This window comes from Oceanihabitans sediminis, assembly GCF_003337215.1.
GTDB classification, from domain to species: domain Bacteria; phylum Bacteroidota; class Bacteroidia; order Flavobacteriales; family Flavobacteriaceae; genus Oceanihabitans; species Oceanihabitans sediminis.
The window spans coordinates 71,326-93,158 of record NZ_QPIG01000006.1 but is presented as its reverse complement, the minus strand read 5'-3'; the positions used below and the strand labels follow the sequence as shown (position 1 = coordinate 93,158).

The window sequence follows — 21,833 nt, the reverse complement described above, 5'->3', positions numbered from 1 at the left end:
GGGGAATTATAAAGCGTTTATAGTTTTTCTAATAGCAACCAAGTTAGTAAGTAGCTTTTCTAAGTTGTCAAGATGTAACATGTTTGCTCCGTCACTTTTAGCATTTGCAGGATCAAAATGGGTTTCAATAAATAAGCCGTCAACATTATTAACAATTCCTGCTCTAGCAATAGTTTCAATCATATCTGGTCTTCCACCAGTTACACCAGCACTTTGGTTAGGCTGTTGTAAAGAATGTGTTACATCTAATATAGTTGGTGCATATTGACGCATGGTTGGGATACCTCTAAAATCAACAATCATATCTTGGTAGCCAAACATTGTTCCTCTGTCTGTTACCCATGCCTTATCGCTTCCTGAATCCTTTACTTTTTGTACGGCGTGCTTCATAGCCTCCGGACTCATAAATTGTCCTTTCTTTAGGTTTACTACTTTGCCTGTTTTAGCGGCAGCAACTACTAAATCGGTTTGACGGACTAAAAAGGCTGGTATTTGTAAAACATCAACGTATTTTGCAGCGAAGACAGCATCGCTAACTTCGTGAATATCTGTAACTGTTGGTACATCAAACTTTTCAGAAACCTTTTGTAGTATTTCTAAGGCTTTTTCGTCCCCAATACCTGTAAAGCTATCAATTCTACTTCTGTTTGCTTTTTTAAAGCTTCCTTTAAAAATATAAGGGATTTCTAGTTTGTTTGTAATTTCAACAACTTTTTCTGCAATTCTAAAAGCCATTTCCTCGCCTTCAATAGCACAAGGACCAGCTAAAAGAAAAAAGTTATTACTATTTGTATGTTTTATTTTAGGAATATCTTGAAGATTCATCTACTTAAAATTTAAGCAGCAAAGATAATCATTTTAAAACCTTTTTTTCATACTATTTCTCATAATCCATAATGCCATAAGAAAGTTGGCTATTAGGACTGTACTGCTAAAACTAGAGAGGTTTTTTATAGAATTAGAAATGCTTATTAGTTGTAGTGTATCGAATATAAAAGCAATAATCATGTACGAAGAAAGACATACAAAAGTAATACCTAATGAAAAATTTAATTGATTACTGGGTTTTATGATTTGCCATAAAAAAGGAATGCCAAATAAAAGAACAGCGTAAGCAGTTAAACCTTGGTTTTTATTTAACTCTGTAAACCAAAAAGCTATTATAGAAATATAATATAGATAGGGTATAAACTTTGCAAACTTGCTAATTAGGGACATGATTTTATTTTCTTAATTTATTAGCTTATATTATCGGTATAAATAAATGTTTAGTAAGTCGTGTCTATGCATCAAAAATAGAAAGAATTTTAAGAATTCTAAGGCTACTAACAAATCATTAACAAAAAGTATAATAGATAATTAATAGATTATGATTTTAACAAAAACGAAGTAAAACAATTTATAAATTCATTTAACTTACCAAAAGGGGGGGTTATATTAAGAAATTAACAAATAATTCGTTAGTTTCTTATTTTAACAAGAATTTAGTGTACCTTTGCACGCTTAAAATAAGGCACCATATATGGCTAATATTAAAAACATTGCAATTATTGCACACGTTGACCACGGTAAAACAACATTGGTCGACAAAATTATGTACCACTGTCAATTATTTCGTGAAAACGAAAACACAGGGGATTTAATTCTAGATAACAATGATCTAGAGAGAGAAAGAGGAATTACGATTACTTCAAAAAACGTTTCAGTAAATTACAAAGGAACAAAGATTAATGTTATTGATACTCCTGGTCACGCCGATTTCGGTGGAGAAGTAGAGAGAGTACTTAACATGGCAGACGGTGTTCTGTTGATAGTGGATGCTTTCGAGGGTCCAATGCCACAGACACGATTTGTATTACAAAAAGCTATCGATTTAGGATTAAAACCATGCGTGGTTATAAATAAAGTAGATAAAGAAAACTGTACTCCAGACGAAGTACACGAAAAAGTTTTTGACCTAATGTTTGAATTAGGTGCAGAAGAATGGCAGTTGGATTTCCCAACAGTGTATGGTTCTGCAAAAAATAACTGGATGAGTACTGATTGGAAAAATCAAACAGACAGTTTAGAACCGTTATTAGACATGGTTGTAGAGCATGTTCCTGCTCCTAAATTAGAAGATGGAACTACACAAATGCTTATTACTTCTTTAGACTTCTCTTCTTTTACAGGAAGAATTGCTATTGGAAGATTGACAAGAGGAGAATTAAAAGTAGGACAAAACATATCTTTAGTAAAAAGAGATGGTACTATTGTTAAAAACAAAATTAAAGAGCTTCATGTTTTCGAAGGTGTTGGCCGTAGAAAAGTTGATGAAGTGCAAACAGGAGATATCTGTGCTATTGTTGGTTTAGAAGGTTTTGAAATTGGTGATACTGTTGCTGATTTTGAAAATCCAGAAGGATTAAAAACAATTGCTATTGATGAGCCTACAATGAGTATGTTATTTACCATTAATGATTCACCATTCTTTGGTAAAGACGGAAAATATGTAACATCTCGTCATATTAAAGAAAGACTATATAAAGAACTAGAAAAGAATTTAGCATTACGTGTTGAAGAAACTGATAGTGCTGATAAATTTATGGTTTTTGGTCGTGGTGTATTACACTTATCTGTATTAATTGAAACGATGCGTCGTGAAGGTTACGAATTACAGATTGGACAACCACAAGTAATCATCAGAGAAATTGATGGTGTTAAATGTGAGCCTGTAGAAGAAATGACTATTGATTTACCAGAAAGTGTTTCAGGAAAAGCAATAGAAATGGTTACTATGCGTAAAGGTGAAATGCTTAGCATGACAGCAAAAGGAGACAGAATGGTTTGTGAATTTTTAGTTCCTTCAAGAGGGATTATTGGTTTACGTAACCAACTGCTTACTGCTACTGCTGGTGAAGCTATTATGGCACACAGATTTAAAGAATACCAACCATTAAAAGGAGGTATTCCAGAACGTCAAAACGGTTCTTTAATTTCTATGGAAAAAGGACAAGCAATTCCTTATTCTATTGATAAGTTACAAGACAGAGGTAGATTCTTTGTAAACCCTGGTGAAGATATTTACGAAGGGCAAGTAATTGGAGAGAACTCTCGTGGAGATGATATGGCAATTAACGTAACTAAAACAAAAAAGTTAAGTAACGTTCGTTCCTCTGGAGCAGATGATAAAGCTAAGATTGTACCTGCAATTAAGTTTTCATTAGAAGAAGCTTTAGAATATATTCAAAAAGATGAATACGTTGAGGTTACTCCTAACCACATTCGTCTACGTAAAATATATTTAACAGAAGTGGAGCGTAAGCGAAACAAAAATATATAAGTAACTACTTAAACTTTAAGTAGAAAATTTTACGCCAAATGGTAAACTGTATTTATACAGAGCTATTTGGCGTAATTTGTTTTTAACCATTTATAGAAACACCTTTTTTATAAATAGTTAAACAGAAGATTCCTAAGGAAATACTAATCATGTATTCGGCTGCTCAAAAAATTATTTTAGAGCTTATTAGAAACTACAGAAGTTGTAGATATTGTTTTTACAGAATTATCCTATGAGTTACTAATAAAATTAGTATTTTCATCCTTGTAAAAAGCAAGGCAAATCAGTTTAAAAATTCATAAATATAAACCGGAAAATAAAGCACTTTGGGACAGTTTTGTTTCTAAAGCAAAGAATGCTACGTTTTTATTTCAAAGAGATTTTATGGGCTACCATCAAGATCGATTTGAAGATTACTCCCTAATGGTTTATAAAAAAGAAAAACTTATAGCCGTCTTACCTGCAAATGCTTCCGATAAACGTGTTTTTTCACATCAAGGATTAACCTATGGCGGATTACTCTTTTCAGATATGCTTAAACTGAAAGATGTTTCAGTGTGTTTAAAATTGGTATTACAATATTTTCAATCAAATGGCTTTGCGTATTTACACTTGAAGCAATTACCTACTATTTATAGTCCTATTCCTAATGATGAATTGCAATACCTTATGTTTGTTTTGGATGCTAAGTTGCTAGGAAGAGAAACCTTTTCTGTGTTAAAATTAGATAATAAACCGAAGCTTTCTAAAGATAGAGTCGCAGGAAAGAAAAGAGCTATAAAACAAAATCTAGTTGTTAAAGAAGAAAAGGATTTAGCTGCTTTTTGGAATAACATTCTCATTCCGAATTTAGCTGAAAAACACCAAGCAAAGCCTGTGCATAGCTTAGAAGAAATCACCTATCTAAAAACAAAATTCCCTAATAATATAAGGCAGTTTAATGTGTATCTAGAGGATGTTCTAGTAGCAGGGACCACTATATTTGAAACAAAGCAAGTGGCACATTCGCAATATATATCTGCTAATGTAGATAAGAACCTTATAGGGAGTCTAGATTTTTTACATATACATTTAATTGAAAAGGTATTTAAAGATAAAATGTATTTTGATTTTGGAACTTCAAATACAAACCAAGGAAGAAATATCAATGCAGGGTTGCAATATTGGAAAGAAGGTTTTGGGGCTAGAACTATTACCCAAGATTTTTATGAAATAGATTTAAGTAGTGCTAATAAGTTAGATGCCCTTTTTATATGATTAAATTCCTTGACTTACATAAAATCAATGCGCGTTTTGAAAAGCAGTTTCAAGAGCAGTTTCAGCAGTTTTTAAATTCTGGACATTATATTTTAGGAAAGCAAGTTTCTACTTTTGAAGCCAATTTTGCTACGTATTGTGGAACGAAATATTGTGTTGGCGTAAGTAACGGACTAGACGCATTAATCTTGATTTTTAAAGCGTATAAAGAGCTTGGGTTGTTGCAGGATGGCGATGAGGTAATTGTTCCTGCAAATACCTATATAGCGAGTATAATAGCCATTATACAAGCTGGGTTAAAGCCAATTTTTGTAGAACCTGAATTAGCAACATATAATATTTCTGTTACTGAAATAGAAAAGCATATAACAAATAACACAAAAGCCATTTTAGCGGTCCACTTGTATGGTCAGTTAGCAAATATGTCTGCTATTAATTTATTAGCAAAAAAGCATGATTTATTGCTAGTAGAAGATGCAGCACAGGCTCATGGAGCTTTAGATAGAAGCGATAGGAGGGCAGGAAGTTTGAGTGATGCAGCAGCTTTTAGTTTTTATCCAAGTAAAAATTTAGGAGCTCTAGGAGATGCAGGCGCTGTAACAACAAATAATAAAGATCTTGCTGAAGTAATTGTGAAGTTAAGAAGCTACGGAGCCTCCAAAAAATACGTTAATGATTTGATTGGTTTTAATAATCGATTAGATGAAGTGCAAGCTTCTTTTTTAAATATAAAGCTTCAAATGCTGGATGCCGATAATGAAGTTAGAAGAAGTGTAGCAAAGCGATATATTTCAGAAATTAATAACGATAAAGTGAAACTTCCTTTTTACGATAATTCTAAAAACCATGTGTTTCATGTTTTTGTAGTTTTAGTAGAAAACCGTGAGGAGTTTGTCGCTTATTTAAAGCAACAGCAAATAGAAACTTTATTGCATTACCCTATAGCTCCACATAAGCAAGAAGCTCTTAAAGAATATGCTTCTCTAGAGTTGCCAATTACAGAACAGATTCATAAAAACATTGTAAGTTTACCAATAAGTCCTGTGATTTCAGAAGCTGAGGTTTCTCAAGTTATTAAAGCAGTAAATCAGTATTAACTAACAGTTTGCTTTTAGTTAGTCGTATCTTATTTAATTTTTAAAAATTATCTCTAATAAAGATTGAAACGCATATTAAAACATATAAATTCTAATGTTTTATTTAAGGTTGCTTCCTTAAATTCTGCTGCAATTCTAACGAAAGTAGTCACAGGTTTTTTGACTTCAAAAGCTATAGCATATTTTGTTGGTGCAGAGGGGATGGCTTTGATTGGGAATATGCGAGATTTTTTGCGATCTGCACAATCTATTTCTACTCTTGGGTTTTATAATGGTGTAGTAAAATATGTAGCCGAGTTTAAAAAGAATACTTTAGAGTTAAGTAAGACTATTTCAACTGTTTTTTACTTAGGTTTTATAGCTACTTTTTTAGTCGCTTTTACTTGTTATTTTCAAGCAGAGAGAATTAATAGTTATCTCTTTCCGTCCTATAGCAACTTCGCTTATATTATAAAAATATTTGCCATTGCCTTGCCCTTCTATGCTTTGAATATGTTTAGTTTTTCCATTTTAAATGGATTTTCTAAATACAAAACCATCTTAATTATAAATATAATTGGGCAAGTTCTGGGTGCTATAATAACCATTTTGTTAATCTGGTTAAATAAGATTGACGGTGCTTTGATAGCTGTTGTGATAGCAGAATCGGTAGTGTTCTTAATAACCTTTGTGGCTATTTTGAATCAGCGTAGTTTGATTCATTTGATTAAAGTAAAAAACGTTCGGTTTTCTTCCATAAAAAAGTTGAGCTCTTATTCGGTAATGGCATTGTTTTCTGCAATTGTTTTGCCGTTTGTAGCTATTACTATTCGAGCTTATATTATTGATACTGTTAGCTATCAAGCAGCAGGTTTTTGGGAGGCAATGAATAGGCTTTCTAATTACTATTTAATGTTTGTTAGTTCTTTGCTAACACTATACATACTGCCAAGATTCTCAGAAATTGATAGTGTAAAAGAATTTAGAAAAGAGGTTTTCGGTTTTTATAAAACTATTATTCCAATATTCGCTTTAGGTTTAGTTGCTATTTATTTTTTAAGGCACTTCATTATTGCAGTAGTTTTTACAAGTGAATTTTATGCGGTTGAAGATTTGTTTTTCTGGCAACTACTAGGAGACTTTGTTAAGGTTTTATCTATTGTAATTGCTTATCAGTTTTTGGCAAAAAATATGTTTTGGCATTATATTATAACCGAAGCTTTTTCGGTGCTTACCATATATTTAACCAGTATTTATTTTATAGATTTATACGGAGTAAAAGGCGCTACGATAGCACACTTTGTAAGTTATACTATCTACTACCTAATTATCCTATTGGTATTTAGTTCTTCGTTGTTTGGTGTTTTACCAGAAGAGAATGAAAATTAATCAAACCAGTATTTCTTAAAAGTATTTATCGGTAACAGACCAAGTGTCTATGTACTTTTTAGCTATTAAAATATAGTGATGTTCTTTTTCAATAAAAGCCCTAGCATTTTTAGAAATTTCAGCGATTTTTTCAGGATGAAGAATAAGCCACTCAAGTTTTTCTGCAATTTTCTCAGCATCAGGAAGTGCGTTAATAGCAACTGTATCTTCTTCTAAATTATAATGATTTAGCCATTCTTGTTCTGCTCCAGTAAAAACTACTTTTCCTTTAGCCATTGCTTCTAAGGCATTATAACCTTGGTCGTAAGCATATACTTGATCTAATAGTATATGTGCCGTATTATAGGACTCTATGTATTCCTCATAGGGTAGGCTTCTAGCTTCAATGACTTCTACTTTATCTCCGTGTATGCTTTTAATTATTTCTAGGGCAGCATCAAAGATGTCGTTTCCTTTTTTGTAATAATTTCTATCGTTTATTCCGTGAAAAATAACAAGCTTGTCTGTTGGACTTACAGGTTCTAAGGTTATTTTATTGATGTTTATTGGGTTTGGGATTAGCCCTAAGTATTTGTTGTACCCAAGTAGTGGCAAATGATAATCTAAATCACTTGAGATTATTCCGTCTACATTATTAAACACATATAAATGTAGCAGCTTAAATGGTTCTGTTTTCCATTTTAAAATATTCCAATATTCCGATTTAGATACTTTATTGTTTTCATAAGGAGTATAAATAGAATATCTAAATTTTTTATCGAAAGCAAAATTCACACTTACATAATCTGCGCCGCAGGATAATAAATACACTTTTTTATTATGCCTGAATAGGTGTTCTAATAACCTAGCTTCCGTTTTTGGTAGCGTTGAAAATGGGTTTTCATTAATTAGCTGTACAATATCAAAATTAACTAGTTTCGATTTATGTTTATGAAATTGCTTTTCAATACTTACAGAACTAAGGTCTGTACCTGTTAGTTTGTAAATAACCTTCTTAATAAATAAAGGAATCCCTTTACTATATGGATTTTTAAAACGAATATCAACAGGGTAGTTTTTGAAATCATCGCCAAAACCAGCAATAGTAACTTGATGTCCTAGAGCTTTTAAGCCTTCTTTTAAGGAATTATGCAATCTACTATATTCTCCTATTAATAAAATCTTCATATATAATTTTACTTGTAAAAGTGGATTTAAAATTTTGCTTTCAATAATTCATATTAGCTTAGAAGCTATTCATGAATGTTTCATTTACTATATTTGATATCTAAACCTTAGAACTTGCAAAATAACAATAAAAAGATTTGTATTGTAACATCTTCCTTAGGAAAAGGAGGTGCAGAACAATCTACAGCACTTTTATCTAAAATGCTGTTTCAGTTAGGGTATCAGGTTCACATAGTAAGTGTTCTTAATATTATTGAATATGAATATGCAGGAGAGCTTTTAAATTTAGGCGAATTAAAAGAAAAAAAGGACGGGTTTTTTGCACGTTGGAACAGGCTTCAAGTGTTTAAAAATTATCTTAAAAAGCATCAGTTTCATTGTATTATTGATAATAGAACTCGGAATTCCTGGCTCAGGGAAACTATCATAGCTAAATGGCTTTATGCTGCTTATAAAACCATTTATGTTATAAGAAGTTATAATTTAGAGTACTACTTCCCAAAAAGGGATAACTTATCTAAATACCAGTATCAAAATGCTGCGGCTATTGTTTCTGTTTCTAAAGAAATTCAATCTTTGGTGGAAAAGAAATATGGCTTCAATAATGTAACTACCATTTATAATCCTATTGAAAGATACAGTATAGAAGAATCGGAAACGCCAACTATAAACTATAAGTATATTTTAGCTTACGGAAGGTTAGACGATGCCGTGAAAAACTATTCCCTTTTATTAGATGCTTACAGTAAATCTTCTTTAGCAAAAGAAAAAATGAAACTGATAATTCTAGGTTCTGGAGATGATTTAGAATTACTAAAACGCAAGGTCGCTAGTTTACAGTTACTGGAGGATGTTATGTTCCTGCCATTTGTGAAGAATCCACTTCCAATAGTTTCAAAAGCTAAGTTTGTATGTTTAACAAGTAGGTTTGAAGGGTTTCCAAGAGTTTTAATAGAGTCTCTTTCTGTAGGAGTTCCAGTTGTTTCTGTAAATTGTAAATCTGGTCCCGAAGAAATTATAAGCAATAAGCAAAATGGCTTATTAGTAGAAAATTTTGATGAAAAAGCGCTAGCGGAAGCTATGGATAGTTTTATATTTGACAAAGAACTCTACGAAAAGTGTAAAGGTAAAGCAAAACAAAGTGTGGAGCGGTTTTCAATAGAAGCTATCTCTAAAGATTGGAAAAATTTAATAGAAAGGATATGAGTACTACAACAATAGAAGATGTAAAAATCATTGATATACCTAAAATTGAAGATAATAGAGGTAATCTTGCGGTTATTGAAAAAGAATGCATTCCTTATCCTATTAAAAGAGTCTATTATTTGTATGATGTCCCTAGTGATGCATATCGTGGAGGTCATGCACATAAAGAGCAAGTGGAGTTTTTAGTAGCTTTAAGTGGAAGTTTTACGGTTACTTTAGATGATAGTGTGAATAAAAAATCTGTTGTGCTTAAAAAACCTAATAAAGGTTTGTTGATTCCTACAGGGATTTGGAGGGAGTTGGAAGATTTTTCTTCAGGATCTGTGTGTTTGGTTTTAGCTTCCGATGTTTTTAGTGAAGCAGATTATATTAGAGAATATAAAGACTTTCAGTTATTTAAAAGAACTTAAGTTTACTTGAAACTTGCGTAAGAAGTTTTGTGACTTCTTTAATAAAACTAACAAACTTCTGTTGCAGTTAAGTAAAAAGCGTTGCTTATAATTGAGGTTGTTTTTGTCTAAATGCTTTAAATAAGCATGCATCTTTTTTTTATTTCCTGCTAGTTTGTATTGAAGTGCAATAGAAAATCTATTTATATCTAAATACTTTTTTAGCGAAGCATTGTTCTTGGCTTCCGCTTCGTATTTGTCTAGATCAATAAAGTTTCTAGAGTTGGTATTAGTATTTGATATCCTATTATCTGCATGTAAATTATAAATAGCGGTAACTTTATTGTTAAAGGCTACCGGATATTTTAATGCTATTTTAATCCAAAGGTCGGTGTCTTCTCCAGCACCTAAGGTTATTTTTTCGTCAAACCTGTTAACAGCTTCTAATATCTTTTTAGGAACCATCACAGCAGATGTCCATGCTATGCTGCTATACATGCTAGCATCAAAATAGTCTTCAACAATTCCTTTCCAATTTTTTGTGCTAGGTATGTTTTTATAGTTAGACGGAATGATAGTTTTTCCTATTCGTTCCTCGTAAGCATTAGCGTATAAACCACAATTAGGATACGATTCTAGCAGTTTTTTTAACTCTCCTAAGTGATTGTTTAGCCATATATCGTCTGCATCTAAAAATACGATATAATCTGAGCTTGCTTTTTTTATCCCGTAGTTTCTTGCGTGAGAAACCCCTTGGTTTTCTATAGTAAATACTTTTAGTTTAGGATTTTGGATGGTGTGCAGTTTTTCTAAACTTGCATCTGTAGAACCATCATTAACAATAATGATTTCAAAATCTTGAAAGCTTTGAGCAAGGACACTTTCTATTGTTTGTACAATAAAATGTTCTTTGTTGTATAAAGGGATAACTATGGAAAAAAAAGCGCTCATTCAGATTTGTTGATGTAGCAAAAGTAACTTAATCTGTAAAGATTATAAATTTTAAGGGAAGAAATAGGAGATATTAAGTTCTTCTCCATAGTTCTTTTAAATAATGTATATATAGTTGCAAAAACAAGATTTAATTTAAAAGACTTTAATTTTTTGTGAAAGCGAAGCATTTTAACGAACTCAGCGTTTACTAAAGCATTTGCTTCTATGTACTTTAGGTTATTTAAAGCTTCCTTAGTCTTTTTTAAATATTCTTTATTGCTGTCTAATCCAATATGAAAAACAGGGCTGTCTATATGAAGCACTTTCGTGTTTAGATTTTGAAAACTATAAGCGAGCAAGGTGTCTTCATGACCATAAGTGCTTAGTTTATTGCTAAATTGTGTCTTCAAAAACAGTGATTTTTTAATTATTGTATTACTAAAAAGTATACTAGCATATTTGCTTTTATTTCTATCTGAAGCACTTTTACTTTCTATAGAGCTTCCGTATTTCCAACGTAGAATATAATCTTTAGCAGGTTTTTCTTCTTGATACCTAATGCCTCCGTAAATTACTGGATAGTCTGCTTTAATTTCTTTTATATACTTAGCAAGAAAGTTGCTTTCTTTTGGAAGAACATCAGCATCTAAAAAGAGTAGGTGTTCGTGTTTAGCTTTTTTTGCCAAAAGGTTTCTAATGGCACTTCTTCCTATGTTTTTTTCTAAAATATGATAACGCGTATGGGCTAGATTGTTGATTTCCTTGTTGGTTTCAATAAGCTCTTTTTCTGTAGAACCATCGTCAAAACAAAGAATTTCAAAAGTTATATTTAAAAGTGTTGCTTGCCTATGTATTTCATGAACTAGCTTTACAATACTGTAGTTATATGTAGGTATTAATATAGAAAGCATAGGTTCTAGATGGGTTTTTCAAAACTAACAATTTATGATAATAAGTATGAAGTTGTTAGAAGTGAATTTAATGCGTCGTTTTATACTCCAAAGCTAAGCAAAGGGTCTAATTCTTACGCTGCACCACTTCGTAAATTTGATTTTCATCACATTTTAAAGTTTTACTAGGATATTTTAAAAGCAATGCATAATCGTGCGTTGCCATTAAAATAGTATTTCCATTTTTATTGATTTCTTGTAAAACCTCCATCACCTCAATACTTGTTTGTGGGTCTAGGTTTCCTGTAGGCTCATCTGCAAGAATTAATTCTGGATCATTTAGTAATGCTCTAGCAATAGCTACACGTTGCTGCTCTCCTCCAGAAAGTTCATGAGGAAATTTAAAACCTTTAGTTTTCATTGCAACCTTGTTTAAAACTTCGTCAATTCTAGTTTGCATTTTAGCCTTGTCTTTCCAGCCTGTAGCTTTTAAAACAAAAAGTAAATTTTCGTTTATTGTTCTGTCTGTAAGTAGTTTGAAATCCTGAAAAACAACACCTAGTTTTCGTCTTAAAAACGGAATATCTTTTTCCTTTAGTTTGCGTAAGTCGTAATCTACTATATGCCCTTCGCCCTGCGTTAAAGCTAAGTCGCCATAAAGGGTTTTCATAAAACTACTTTTTCCAGATCCGGTTTTCCCTATTAAATACACAAAGTCACCTTTGTTTACTTCTACGTTAACATCAGCGAGAACTAAATTATCTCCTTGAAAAATAGAAACATCTTTTAATTGTAAAACAGGATTTGACATATAGAATTTTGTTTTTTAAGAGTTGTAAATGTATTACTAAAATAATCAAATCCCAAAACGCACTTTGTATATTATAATTATTTTACCTTCAATTTCAATTATCATTCTCCGTTATAATTATAACAAAATTCTAACGTTATGATTTATATATTGATTTATCTTTGATTTTTTAACTAAACAGTAGTTCATGACTAGAAAAAAACTTTATATATTTTTGATAGCTATAGCTTGTAGTTTTCAAATAATCGCCCAAGAATCTGCAACATATACCAGTGATATTGTAGATTACCAAAAAGCCTTGTCTCTATTTAATAATCAGCAATATTTGGCAGCGCAATCTTTATTTACTCAGATTAAGAAAACTGCAAAAACCGAGGTTCTAGAATCAGATTGTGCATATTATATTGCTAATTGTGCTGTTCGGTTAAATCAGCAGAATGCCGACCAATTAATAGAGGATTTTGTTTCCGATTATCCTACAAGTACCAAACGAAACACAGCTTATATAGATGTTGCCGATTATTACTTTTCTAACGGAAAATATGCTTATGCAAAGAAATGGTATGATAAGGTAGATGAATCTGGATTAGCTAGATCCGAACGCGATAAGTTTAGTTTTAATAATGGTTATGTGGCTTTTGTAACTAAAGATTATAAATCTGCAAAATCCTATTTAAGTAGAGTTGAAAACTCCGAAAAATACGGGGCACAAGCTAAGTATTATATCGGGTTTATGGCTTACGAAAGTGATGATTACGATACTGCAAATGAGTATTTCGGACAAGTAGGAGGCGAAGAGAAATACAAAGAAAAGTTATCCTACTATCAAGCAGATTTACATTTTAAGCTAGGGAAATTTGAAGAAGCTATAAAACTAGCCAAAGAGCAATTGCCAAATAGCGATAGAAGTGAAGTTTCACAACTAAACAAAATAATAGGGGAGAGCTATTTTAATTTAGAAAAATATGCGGAAGCTATTCCGTATTTATCCGAATACGAAGGGAATCGTGGAAAATGGAATAACACAGACTATTACCAACTGGGTTATGCTTACTACATGCAAAAAGACTATAATAATGCAATTAGTGAGTTTAACAAAATAATTGGTGGGAACAACAGCGTTGCTCAAAACGCATATTACCATTTAGGAGAAAGCTATGTAAATGTTGATAAAAAGCAAGAGGCTTTAAATGCTTTTAAAAATGCTTCTGAAATGGATTTTGATTTAAAAATTCAAGAAGATGCTTGGTTAAATTACGCGAAAGTTAGTTATGAAATAGGTAATGCTTACCAATCGGTTCCGCAGGTATTAACGGCTTATTTGAATAAATACCCGCAGACTGCTTATAAAAATGAAATTGAAACCTTATTAATCGATTCTTATATCACTTCTAAAAACTACGAGGAAGCATTAAAACTTCTCGAAGGAAAAAAGAGTTTTGAAAATAAAGTAGCTTATCAAAAAGTAACTTTTTATAGAGGACTTGAATTATATAACGATAATAAATTTCAAGAGGCACAAACGCTCTTTGAAAAATCTTTAAGCGAACCACAAGATGCGAAATTTACTGCTAGAGCAACATTTTGGAAAGCCGAAACCGATTATAACTTAACAAATTATAGCGATGCTTTAGTAGGATTCAAACAATTTGAACAACAGATAATAGCTTCAGAAACACCAGAGGTTAAAAATTTAGATTATAATATTGCTTATACTTATTTTAAACAGAAAAACTATACGCAAGCAACTTCCTATTTCAATCAGTTTATACAAGCTAGAAAGGAAGATAAAATCAGATTGAACGATGCTTACCTTCGTTTGGCAGATGGATATTTTGTTTCTAGTCAGTACGACAAAGCAATTCAGGCTTATGACGAAGCAATCAAAATAGGAAAAATGGAAGCTGACTATGCGTTTTTCCAAAAGGCTTTAAGCTATGGTTATATAGGGAATGCTTCAAAAAAGATAGCAGCATTAGAAAGTTTTATCAATCAATACAAAACTTCTAAATTACGAGATGATGCAATGTACGAACTTGGAAATTCCTATGTGAAAGAAGGAAATACCAGCAAGGCGATGCAGGTTTATGACACATTAAATAACGAATATAGCAGAAGTACCTTTGTGCCAAGAGCATTGCTTCGCCAAGGTTTGGTGCACTATAATGCAAGTAAAAACGAACCTGCTCTAATTAAATTCAAAAAAGTTGCGGCAGAGTTCCCAGGAACTCCAGAAGCAAACCAAGCAGTTGCTACGGCTCGTTTAATCTATATCGATTTAGGTAGAGTAGATGATTATGCAAATTGGGTAAGAACTTTAGAATATATAAATGTTACCGATGCCGAATTAGATCATGCAACCTACGAAGCTGCAGAAAAAAGGTATTTAGATAATGATACAGACGAAGCAATCAAACAGTTTAATGGATATTTACATGAGTTCCCAAATGGATTACATGCTTTACAGTCGCATTTTTATATAGCACAATTGTATTTCAAAAAAGATTTAAAAGAAACGGCAACTCCGCATTTCAAATATGTAACCAATGCTTTACAAAGTGAATTTACCGAAGAAGCTTTACTTCGTCTAGCACAAATTTATACAGAAAACAGACAATGGAAAGAAGCTATTCCTGTCTTATCTAGATTGGAATCTGATGCAAGTTTCCCGCAAAACGTAGTATTTGCTAAGTCCAATTTAATGAAAGCTAACTACGAATTAGAAAATTATACTGAGGCTGTCGCTTACGCGGAAAAAGTGCTAACCCACAGCAATATTGACAATAAAATAAAAAGTGATGCATATGTTATTATTGCTCGTTCTGCCATGAAAACAGGAAATGAAGCTAGAGCGAAAACTGCTTATGCACAAGTGGAAACTACTGCTACAGGAGAAACCGCTGCAGAAGCACTTTTCTATAATGCATACTTCAAGAACAAAGCAGGAAGTTACGAGGGGTCTAATACAACGATACAACGTTTAGCTAAAGACTTTTCAGGATATAAATATTATAGTGCAAAAGGATTAGTGCTTATGGCGAAAAACTTTTATGCATTAGACGATGCTTTTCAAGCTACCTATATTTTAGAAAGTGTCATCAAAAACTTCAAAGATTTTGAAGATGTTGTTGCAGAAGCTCAGGCCGAATTAACTAAGATTAAAGCAGAACAAGCCAAAACAAACTCATCTATTGTACCGGAAGATTAATAATTAGAATTAAGAATCTTTCAACGTAAATAAAAATATAAATAACAGAAATATGCGAAAGCAAAATAATAAAGTTCTAGTATTATTCTTAATGCTAACAAGCGTTTTAGGTTTCTCTCAAGAAAGAGGCAAGGACACATTAAACCCAGATGTTATTCAGGTTGTAAAACCATATACGCCTACAGTTTCTGATGCTTTTAAAGTAAAGGAGGTTCCTTCGTTAGATGATGAAACTACTACCACGAAAAAAGAAATAAAATACAATATTTTTTCCTTTCCGGTAGCTTCTACTTTTACTCCAGCAAAAGGAAAAGCGGCGGTAGTAGATAAAGAAAAACCTGCTAAATTATTTGATAATTATGCAACTCTAGCTGCAGGAATGTACACAACTATTTTAGGAGAAGTTTATTTAAATCATGCTATTAGTAGAACCGAAAGTGTAGGGGGATATTTAAGTCACCATTCATCGCAAGGAGGTGTTAGTAATCTACTTTTAGATGATAATTTTTCTATCACAAAACTACATGCAAACTACGCTATAAAAGAAAGATATTTAGCATGGAATGTAAACCTAGGCTTATTACATCAAACTTATAATTGGTATGGATTACCACAGCCTATTTATGATCAGGAAACTGCAGATGCTATAGGGGATGTAGATCATACTTTTTATGGAGTAAATCTTGGTGGAGATGTTGCTTTTACAGATTCGTATATCAACGAAGCAAGTGTTTTATATAGAATGTTTGGAGATAATAATAATTCAAACGAAAACAGATTGGTTTTAAAGTCAAATGGAGATTTCTCTATACAAGATTTAGATTTCAATATGGCACTTAAAATAGATTACCTAGGAGGAAAGTTTGATAGAAATTATTATGCAGAAGAAGCATTAAAATACGGAAACTTCCAAATAGGACTTTCCCCAACTTACCAATTAGTGCGCGATGATTTAACCCTAGATTTAGGACTGTCATTTACTTACTTAAACGACACAGAATATGGCGAAAGTAAATTTTATATGCATCCAAATATAACGGCTTCTTACCGAATGGTAGACGAAATTTTAATTGCTTATGCCGGACTAAAAGGAGGGATAATTCAGAATTCATATTTTGATTTTTCTCAAGAAAACGCTTTTGTATCTCCAACCTTATTTATCACTCCTACAGATCAAGAATACAATCTTTTTGCAGGTTTAAAAGGAATGATTGCAAACGGAGTAAATTATAATATTACTGGGAAATATATGTCTGAAACTAATAAAGCTATGTATATAAGTAACCCAATTAATACTGCAGGTGAAAAATATATGCATGCTAATTCTTTTGGAATTGCTTATGATGATGTTACCACTTTCAGCATTTCAGGAGAAATAAACGCCGACTTAAACAGAAATTTCAGCTTAGGAGTAAAAGCAGAATATTTTGCTTATGATGTAGATGTGGAGGCAGAAGCTTGGAACTTACCGGATTTTAAAGCAAATCTGTTTTTAGATTACCAATTCACCAAACAATGGTTTGCAGGAGCTAATCTGTTTTTTGTAGGAGAGCGTAAAGATCAGTTAGTAAAACCAAGTGTGATTAGTCCAATAGTAAGCACTGTAAAATTAGATAGTTATTTTGATGCGAATGTTCACGCTGGATATCATTTAAACGAAAGATTTTCGGTTTTTGCTAGAGTAAATAATATTGCAAACCAAGAATATAAACGTTGGCAAAATTATCCGGTGCAAGGATTCCAAATGCTAGCAGGGGCAACCTATAAATTCGATTTTTAATAACATGCTTTTTTCCGTGTAAACGGAAGTTTTATCGAGGTTTCTTTATAATAATCAAAACTCCTTCTCTTAAAATAAGTGAAGGAGTTTTCTTTTGAAAGTACATTATAAATTCAAAACATCTATATTTACTTCTAGATTCAATATCAAAAAGATTAAAGAACAAGCTAAATGAAAAAAATAATATCCTTTGCACTTCTATCTATTTTGTTTTCATGTAAGGAAACGAAACAACAAGTAGACACTATTATAACAAATGCCAAGGTGTATACCGTAAACTCTTCTTTTGATACAGCCGAAGCATTTGCTATTAAAGACGGGAAGTTTCTTGCTGTAGGAAAAGCAGAACATATTCAAAATACCTATACTGCCGCTGCTACTATAGATGCAAAAGGACAAACAATTGTACCTGGATTTATAGATGTGCATTGTCATTTTTACGGATTAGGTTTACAAGAGCAACGAGTAGATTTATTAGGTACAACTAGTTTAGAAGATGTTGTTAAACGAGTAGTTGATTTTCAGGAAGAAAGAAACATGTCTTTTATTATTGGTCGCGGTTGGGATCAAAATGATTGGGAAGTTAAAGAATATCCCAATAAAGCTTTATTAGACGCGTTATTTCCAGACATACCAGTTGCTTTAACAAGAATAGATGGTCATGCTATGTTGTGCAATCAAGCAGCATTAGATTTAGCAAAAATCACTAAAAACACTAAAGTTGAAGGTGGAGCAATTTTATTAGAAAACGGAGAACTTACAGGTGTTTTAGTCGATAATCCTATGCGTTTGGTTAGAGAAGTATACCCGAAACCAAGCAGAAAAGAACAAATAAGAGCTTTGTTAGACGCCCAAAAAATTTGCACAAACCTTGGTTTAACAACTGTTTCTGATGCAGGCTTAGATAGAGATGTTATTGAGTTGATAGATAGTTTGCAACAAGCGAAAAAAATAAATATGAGAATGTATGCTATGATTAGCAATACAGATGAAAATCTAGACTACTATTTGCCTAAAGGAAAAATTAAAACCGAAAAGTTAAACGTACAATCGGTAAAAGTCTTTTCAGATGGTGCGCTTGGTTCTCATGGTGCAGCGTTAAAAGAACCATATTCCGATAAGCATAATCACTATGGCGCAATGATTATCGGACATGAAGCATACAGGGATTTAGCAAGTAGAATTGCTAAATCAGCATATCAAATGAATACACATGCTATTGGGGATTCAGCTGTTAGTTTTGTTTTAAAAACCTATAAAAACGCTTTAGAAGGGCAACATAAGAAAAGATGGAGGGTAGAGCATGCGCAAATTATTACCGATAATGATTTTGATTATTTTGATGATGAAAATATTATAGCTTCGGTACAACCAACACATGCTACTAGCGATATGTATTGGGCAGAAGAACGATTAGGAAGCGATAGAATTAAAGGGGCTTATGCTTATAAGACTTTATTAAATCAAAGTGGGAAAATTGCCTTAGGAACAGATTTTCCGATAGAACAGGTTAGTCCGTTTTTAACATTTTACGCAGCAGTTTCTAGACAAGATACAGAAGGGTTTCCTGATGGAGGTTTTGAAATAGAAAATGCATTAACTCGAGAGGATGCGCTAAAAGGTATGACTATTTGGGCGGCTTACGCAAATTTTGAAGAAGAGGAAAAAGGGAGTATTGAAGCAGGGAAGTTTGCCGATTTTATTATTTTAGATAAAGATATAATGGAAGTTCCGCTTCAAGACATACCAAATATTAAAGTACAACAAACCTATATAGATGGCGTGGCACAATAATTGCTCCCATAAAACGTAAAATCCAGCTAAATATGAAAAAATTATATACCCTAGTTCTAGCATTATTAATTTCATTTGCAAGTTTTTCACAAGTAGATGCTTATAGTGAAGAGGTGAAAAAATGTATTAATAGTAACGGTACTATTGGCTATTACGAAAATGTAGTAGATCAAATGTTTGCAATGTTAGAGCAGCAATATGCTTCACAAAACGTTCCAGAATCTGTATGGGATGAGTTAAAAGGCCATAAAAAAGCATCTTTAGAAGAGCTAAGTCAAATGGTAGTATCTGCTTATCGCGGACATTTTACTCATCAGGATGTAAAAAACATGAATGCCCTATACGCTACAAAGGCAGGAAAGAATATGTTTAAAGAAGAAGGTAATCTTACGGAAGAGGATAAAGAAGCTTTAACAGTCTTTTATAGAAGTGAAACAGGGCAGAAAATCACAGGTTCACAAGACTCCATGAACGAAGCTATGAGTAAAATTTCTGAAATGTGGAGCAGAGATTTTTACCGAAGTATAGTTGAAAAATTAAGCGAAAAAGGATACAACTTATAATATATGAAAGCTGCTGTACTTACATTCTTTGCTTTTCTTTTTACAGTAAGTACATATGCTTGCACTTGTAGTTATGGAACTACTTTGAGTAGAGTAAAAGGTTTTGAAAATGTATTTACAGCGAAGGTTGTTGAGGTATTAGAAACGCATAAAAACTCTTCAAGAGCAAAGAAATTACGAGTAGAAATTCTTGAGAATTTTAATCAGAAGCTAACTTCTAATATTGTTTGGCTTTCAACCTCCAAAACCTGTCCGGTTCCTAATCCAACCATTAATTCTACATGGCTTTTTTATATTTCAGAAGCCGAAGATGGAAAACTTTCTATTCCTGCTTGTAATCCTTCTATTTCTTTACAAGATAAGAGAGGAGCAGAAGAGTTACAGAAAGTTAGAATTGTAAAAAACTTGTTAGAAACTCATGATGAAACATCCATTTTAAAAAATGTTTCAGAATTAAATTCGGCCTTCTTTCAAGCTAATTTTAGTAGATCTAAAAAGTATGCTTTTGATGATGATTATGGATTATATGTCATTCAGTACGAAAAAGGCGCAGAAACTATAAAGCATATAGAAACCCTTAAAGGTCTAGGGAGTTCTTTAGATGCTAAAGTTGTAAATTACTATAAAAAAGAGTTTAATATACAGCGTTATAATAGTTATAAATCTAAATTAAAGGATGCAGATTTTAAGTTATCGATTCTGGTTTGGAAGGTGCAAGACTAATTTTTGCTAAATAATCAAAATATTCACCTTCATAAACTATTTCACAGTGTAGCCCTACCGAAGCACAAGCAATATTTAAAGTGCTAAAATCTAGATATAACCATTTCATAGGTTCTTCTTTCTCTTCTTTGTAGCTTAAATAATAATCTACTTCACCAAAGTAGCCAGCATTTAGGTCTTGCCAAAAGCCTCCATCTTCATCTTCAAACATATATTTAATATCACTTGAGTCAATTAAAATTTGTCCGTTTTCATGCAACAAAGCTTTTAAATGATTTAAGTACATCGGGACATCTTTAAGTTTTTGGAAAACACCAGTACCATTCATTAAAATTAAAATAGTATCAAAGGTTTCTTTTTCATCTAAAAGTGCTAATTTTTCAACATTCATAACACCTCTTTTTTTAGAAACTTCCACAGCTCCTTCAGAAACATCAATCGCTTTTACTTCAAAGCCCTTTTCTTGTAGGTATAAGCTATGACTACCAGAGCCGCAACCAACATCTAAAACTTTTCCTTTGGAAAGCTTTAAGGCTTCTTGTTCTATCTTTGGCATTTCGGAATAACTTCTAAATAGATAGGAGAGTGGTAAAACATCTTCTTCTGAAATACTTGTAGAGGTAATTATGTCTTCTGTAGCATCTCCGTTATAGAAATCTAATAGCGCCTTTCCGAATATATCTTTCTTCATATTATTTTTATTGCTAGATTTTTGTTCTGCAGTCTGGTTTCAAAATTATGCTTATTGTAGCAACTAGCATAGTCAAAGTGTTTCAAAAATACTATTTTTGTTTTATGGAAGAATTTCTAAAGCAACTCCCAAAGCTTGCCAAAGATAAGCATAAGGAAAACAAAACCTTTTTTACTAAGCTAAAAAAGAAGACACCCAAAAACCTAGATTATATCATGCAGGACTTGCATGAAGAGGAATTTCAGCAAACAGATTGTTTAACCTGTGCGAATTGTTGTAAAACTACAGGGCCTTTGTTTACTACAAAAGATATAGAAAGAATTTCGAAATACTTTAGGCAAAAGCCACAGCAATTTATAGATAATTATTTACGAATAGATGAAGAGAACGACTACGTTTTGCAGTCGGTACCATGCACTTTTTTAGGGGCAGATAATTATTGTTCTATTTATGAAGTACGACCAAAAGCTTGTAGAGAATTTCCGCATACCGACAGGAAAAAGTTTCAGCAAATCTCTAATCTTACCATGAAAAATGTAGCAATTTGCCCTGCAGCTTATAATATTGTGGAAGAAATGAAACGAAAAATAAAGTTTTAATTCTTTAAAAAAATATAATACCTTAACTGATTAGA

Annotated in this window: 18 protein-coding genes; 12 read left to right on the top strand and 6 right to left on the bottom strand. The window is 32.2% G+C overall.

Features of this window, described 5'->3' with window-relative positions:
* Positions 1–6 precede the first annotated feature (6 nt).
* Complete coding sequence (gene kdsA / locus DU428_RS12965) at positions 7–825, bottom strand: 3-deoxy-8-phosphooctulonate synthase (protein WP_072352979.1); 819 nt, start codon at positions 823–825, stop codon at positions 7–9.
* A 697-nt stretch (positions 826–1,522) separates the two neighbouring features.
* Between kdsA and typA the strand changes: the two genes are divergently transcribed.
* The 4 genes from typA (at position 1,523) to DU428_RS12940 (ending at position 7,044) form a co-directional block, all read left to right on the top strand.
* On the top strand, positions 1,523–3,322 hold the full coding sequence (gene typA, locus DU428_RS12955) for a translational GTPase TypA (protein ID WP_072352981.1): 1,800 nt from the start codon (positions 1,523–1,525) through the stop codon (positions 3,320–3,322).
* Positions 3,323–3,706: 384 nt separating this feature from the next.
* Entirely contained in the window at positions 3,707–4,579 is an 873-nt protein-coding gene (locus DU428_RS12950; RefSeq protein WP_243633545.1) for a GNAT family N-acetyltransferase, read from the top strand.
* Positions 4,576–5,676 carry a DegT/DnrJ/EryC1/StrS family aminotransferase gene (locus DU428_RS12945; RefSeq protein WP_072352983.1) on the top strand — a complete coding sequence of 367 codons (1,101 nt, stop codon included), beginning with the start codon at positions 4,576–4,578 and terminating at the stop codon, positions 5,674–5,676. The genes DU428_RS12950 and DU428_RS12945 overlap by 4 nt, the downstream gene beginning before the upstream one ends.
* Before the next feature lie 63 nt (positions 5,677–5,739).
* Positions 5,740–7,044: an O-antigen translocase gene (locus DU428_RS12940; RefSeq protein ID WP_072352984.1), complete on the top strand. Its 1,305-nt coding sequence runs from the start codon at positions 5,740–5,742 to the stop codon at positions 7,042–7,044.
* A 15-nt stretch (positions 7,045–7,059) separates the two neighbouring features.
* Here the strand turns inward: DU428_RS12940 and DU428_RS12935 are convergent, their stop codons facing one another.
* The gene (locus DU428_RS12935) at positions 7,060–8,211 is read right to left on the bottom strand and encodes a glycosyltransferase (protein ID WP_113966690.1); all 1,152 of its coding nucleotides are present in this window, start codon (positions 8,209–8,211) and stop codon (positions 7,060–7,062) included.
* A 114-nt stretch (positions 8,212–8,325) separates the two neighbouring features.
* Here DU428_RS12935 and DU428_RS12930 point away from each other — a divergent pair, with 114 nt between their 5' ends.
* Together DU428_RS12930 and DU428_RS12925 are read left to right on the top strand one after the other, a co-directional pair.
* Complete coding sequence (locus DU428_RS12930) at positions 8,326–9,417, top strand: glycosyltransferase (protein WP_072352986.1); 1,092 nt, start codon at positions 8,326–8,328, stop codon at positions 9,415–9,417.
* The gene (locus DU428_RS12925; protein ID WP_072353026.1) at positions 9,414–9,827 is read left to right on the top strand and encodes a sugar 3,4-ketoisomerase; all 414 of its coding nucleotides are present in this window, start codon (positions 9,414–9,416) and stop codon (positions 9,825–9,827) included. Before DU428_RS12930 ends, DU428_RS12925 begins: the two co-directional genes overlap by 4 nt.
* Here the strand turns inward: DU428_RS12925 and DU428_RS12920 are convergent.
* From DU428_RS12920 to DU428_RS12910, 3 genes are all read right to left on the bottom strand, one after another.
* Positions 9,810–10,757 (bottom strand): glycosyltransferase family 2 protein, encoded by a 948-nt coding sequence (locus tag DU428_RS12920; RefSeq protein ID WP_113966691.1) that lies wholly within the window; start codon positions 10,755–10,757, stop codon positions 9,810–9,812. The genes DU428_RS12925 and DU428_RS12920 overlap by 18 nt on opposite strands.
* Positions 10,754–11,650 carry a glycosyltransferase family 2 protein gene (locus DU428_RS12915; protein WP_113966692.1) on the bottom strand — a complete coding sequence of 299 codons (897 nt, stop codon included), beginning with the start codon at positions 11,648–11,650 and terminating at the stop codon, positions 10,754–10,756. The genes DU428_RS12920 and DU428_RS12915 overlap by 4 nt, the downstream gene beginning before the upstream one ends.
* Before the next feature lie 106 nt (positions 11,651–11,756).
* Entirely contained in the window at positions 11,757–12,440 is a 684-nt protein-coding gene (locus tag DU428_RS12910) for a cell division ATP-binding protein FtsE (protein WP_072352989.1), read from the bottom strand.
* A 187-nt stretch (positions 12,441–12,627) separates the two neighbouring features.
* Here DU428_RS12910 and DU428_RS12905 point away from each other — a divergent pair, with 187 nt between their 5' ends.
* From DU428_RS12905 to DU428_RS12885, 5 genes are all read left to right on the top strand, one after another.
* On the top strand, positions 12,628–15,648 hold the full coding sequence (locus DU428_RS12905) for a tetratricopeptide repeat protein (protein WP_113966693.1): 3,021 nt from the start codon (positions 12,628–12,630) through the stop codon (positions 15,646–15,648).
* A gap of 52 nt (positions 15,649–15,700) precedes the next feature.
* Positions 15,701–17,428 carry a TonB-dependent receptor gene (locus DU428_RS12900; protein WP_113966694.1) on the top strand — a complete coding sequence of 576 codons (1,728 nt, stop codon included), beginning with the start codon at positions 15,701–15,703 and terminating at the stop codon, positions 17,426–17,428.
* A 171-nt stretch (positions 17,429–17,599) separates the two neighbouring features.
* The gene (locus tag DU428_RS12895; RefSeq protein ID WP_113966695.1) at positions 17,600–19,222 is read left to right on the top strand and encodes an amidohydrolase; all 1,623 of its coding nucleotides are present in this window, start codon (positions 17,600–17,602) and stop codon (positions 19,220–19,222) included.
* A gap of 32 nt (positions 19,223–19,254) precedes the next feature.
* The gene (locus tag DU428_RS12890) at positions 19,255–19,785 is read left to right on the top strand and encodes a DUF2059 domain-containing protein (RefSeq protein ID WP_072352993.1); all 531 of its coding nucleotides are present in this window, start codon (positions 19,255–19,257) and stop codon (positions 19,783–19,785) included.
* Between the two features lie 3 nt (positions 19,786–19,788).
* Entirely contained in the window at positions 19,789–20,508 is a 720-nt protein-coding gene (locus tag DU428_RS12885) for a hypothetical protein (RefSeq protein WP_113966696.1), read from the top strand.
* Here DU428_RS12885 and DU428_RS12880 read toward each other — a convergent pair.
* Positions 20,471–21,199: a class I SAM-dependent methyltransferase gene (locus DU428_RS12880; RefSeq protein ID WP_072352995.1), complete on the bottom strand. Its 729-nt coding sequence runs from the start codon at positions 21,197–21,199 to the stop codon at positions 20,471–20,473. The genes DU428_RS12885 and DU428_RS12880 overlap by 38 nt on opposite strands.
* Positions 21,200–21,303: 104 nt before the next feature.
* On the opposite strand from DU428_RS12880, the gene DU428_RS12875 reads away from it, so the two are divergent.
* Positions 21,304–21,798 (top strand): YkgJ family cysteine cluster protein, encoded by a 495-nt coding sequence (locus DU428_RS12875; RefSeq protein WP_072353027.1) that lies wholly within the window; start codon positions 21,304–21,306, stop codon positions 21,796–21,798.
* Positions 21,799–21,833 lie beyond the last annotated feature (35 nt).

Bases quoted from the DNA above. Each gene is read 5' to 3' on its own strand.
- kdsA (WP_072352979.1), bottom strand. From the start codon at position 825: ATGAATCTTCAAGATATTCCTAAAATAAAACATACAAATAGTAATAAC.
- typA (WP_072352981.1), top strand. From the start codon at position 1,523: ATGGCTAATATTAAAAACATTGCAATTATTGCACACGTTGACCACGGT.
- DU428_RS12950 (WP_243633545.1), top strand. From the start codon at position 3,707: ATGGGCTACCATCAAGATCGATTTGAAGATTACTCCCTAATGGTTTAT.
- DU428_RS12945 (WP_072352983.1), top strand. From the start codon at position 4,576: ATGATTAAATTCCTTGACTTACATAAAATCAATGCGCGTTTTGAAAAG.
- DU428_RS12935 (WP_113966690.1), bottom strand. From the start codon at position 8,211: ATGAAGATTTTATTAATAGGAGAATATAGTAGATTGCATAATTCCTTA.
- DU428_RS12925 (WP_072353026.1), top strand. From the start codon at position 9,414: ATGAGTACTACAACAATAGAAGATGTAAAAATCATTGATATACCTAAA.
- DU428_RS12920 (WP_113966691.1), bottom strand. From the start codon at position 10,757: ATGAGCGCTTTTTTTTCCATAGTTATCCCTTTATACAACAAAGAACAT.
- DU428_RS12915 (WP_113966692.1), bottom strand. From the start codon at position 11,650: ATGCTTTCTATATTAATACCTACATATAACTACAGTATTGTAAAGCTA.
- DU428_RS12910 (WP_072352989.1), bottom strand. From the start codon at position 12,440: ATGTCAAATCCTGTTTTACAATTAAAAGATGTTTCTATTTTTCAAGGA.
- DU428_RS12905 (WP_113966693.1), top strand. From the start codon at position 12,628: ATGACTAGAAAAAAACTTTATATATTTTTGATAGCTATAGCTTGTAGT.
- DU428_RS12900 (WP_113966694.1), top strand. From the start codon at position 15,701: ATGCGAAAGCAAAATAATAAAGTTCTAGTATTATTCTTAATGCTAACA.
- DU428_RS12895 (WP_113966695.1), top strand. From the start codon at position 17,600: ATGAAAAAAATAATATCCTTTGCACTTCTATCTATTTTGTTTTCATGT.
- DU428_RS12890 (WP_072352993.1), top strand. From the start codon at position 19,255: ATGAAAAAATTATATACCCTAGTTCTAGCATTATTAATTTCATTTGCA.
- DU428_RS12885 (WP_113966696.1), top strand. From the start codon at position 19,789: ATGAAAGCTGCTGTACTTACATTCTTTGCTTTTCTTTTTACAGTAAGT.
- DU428_RS12880 (WP_072352995.1), bottom strand. From the start codon at position 21,199: ATGAAGAAAGATATATTCGGAAAGGCGCTATTAGATTTCTATAACGGA.
- DU428_RS12875 (WP_072353027.1), top strand. From the start codon at position 21,304: ATGGAAGAATTTCTAAAGCAACTCCCAAAGCTTGCCAAAGATAAGCAT.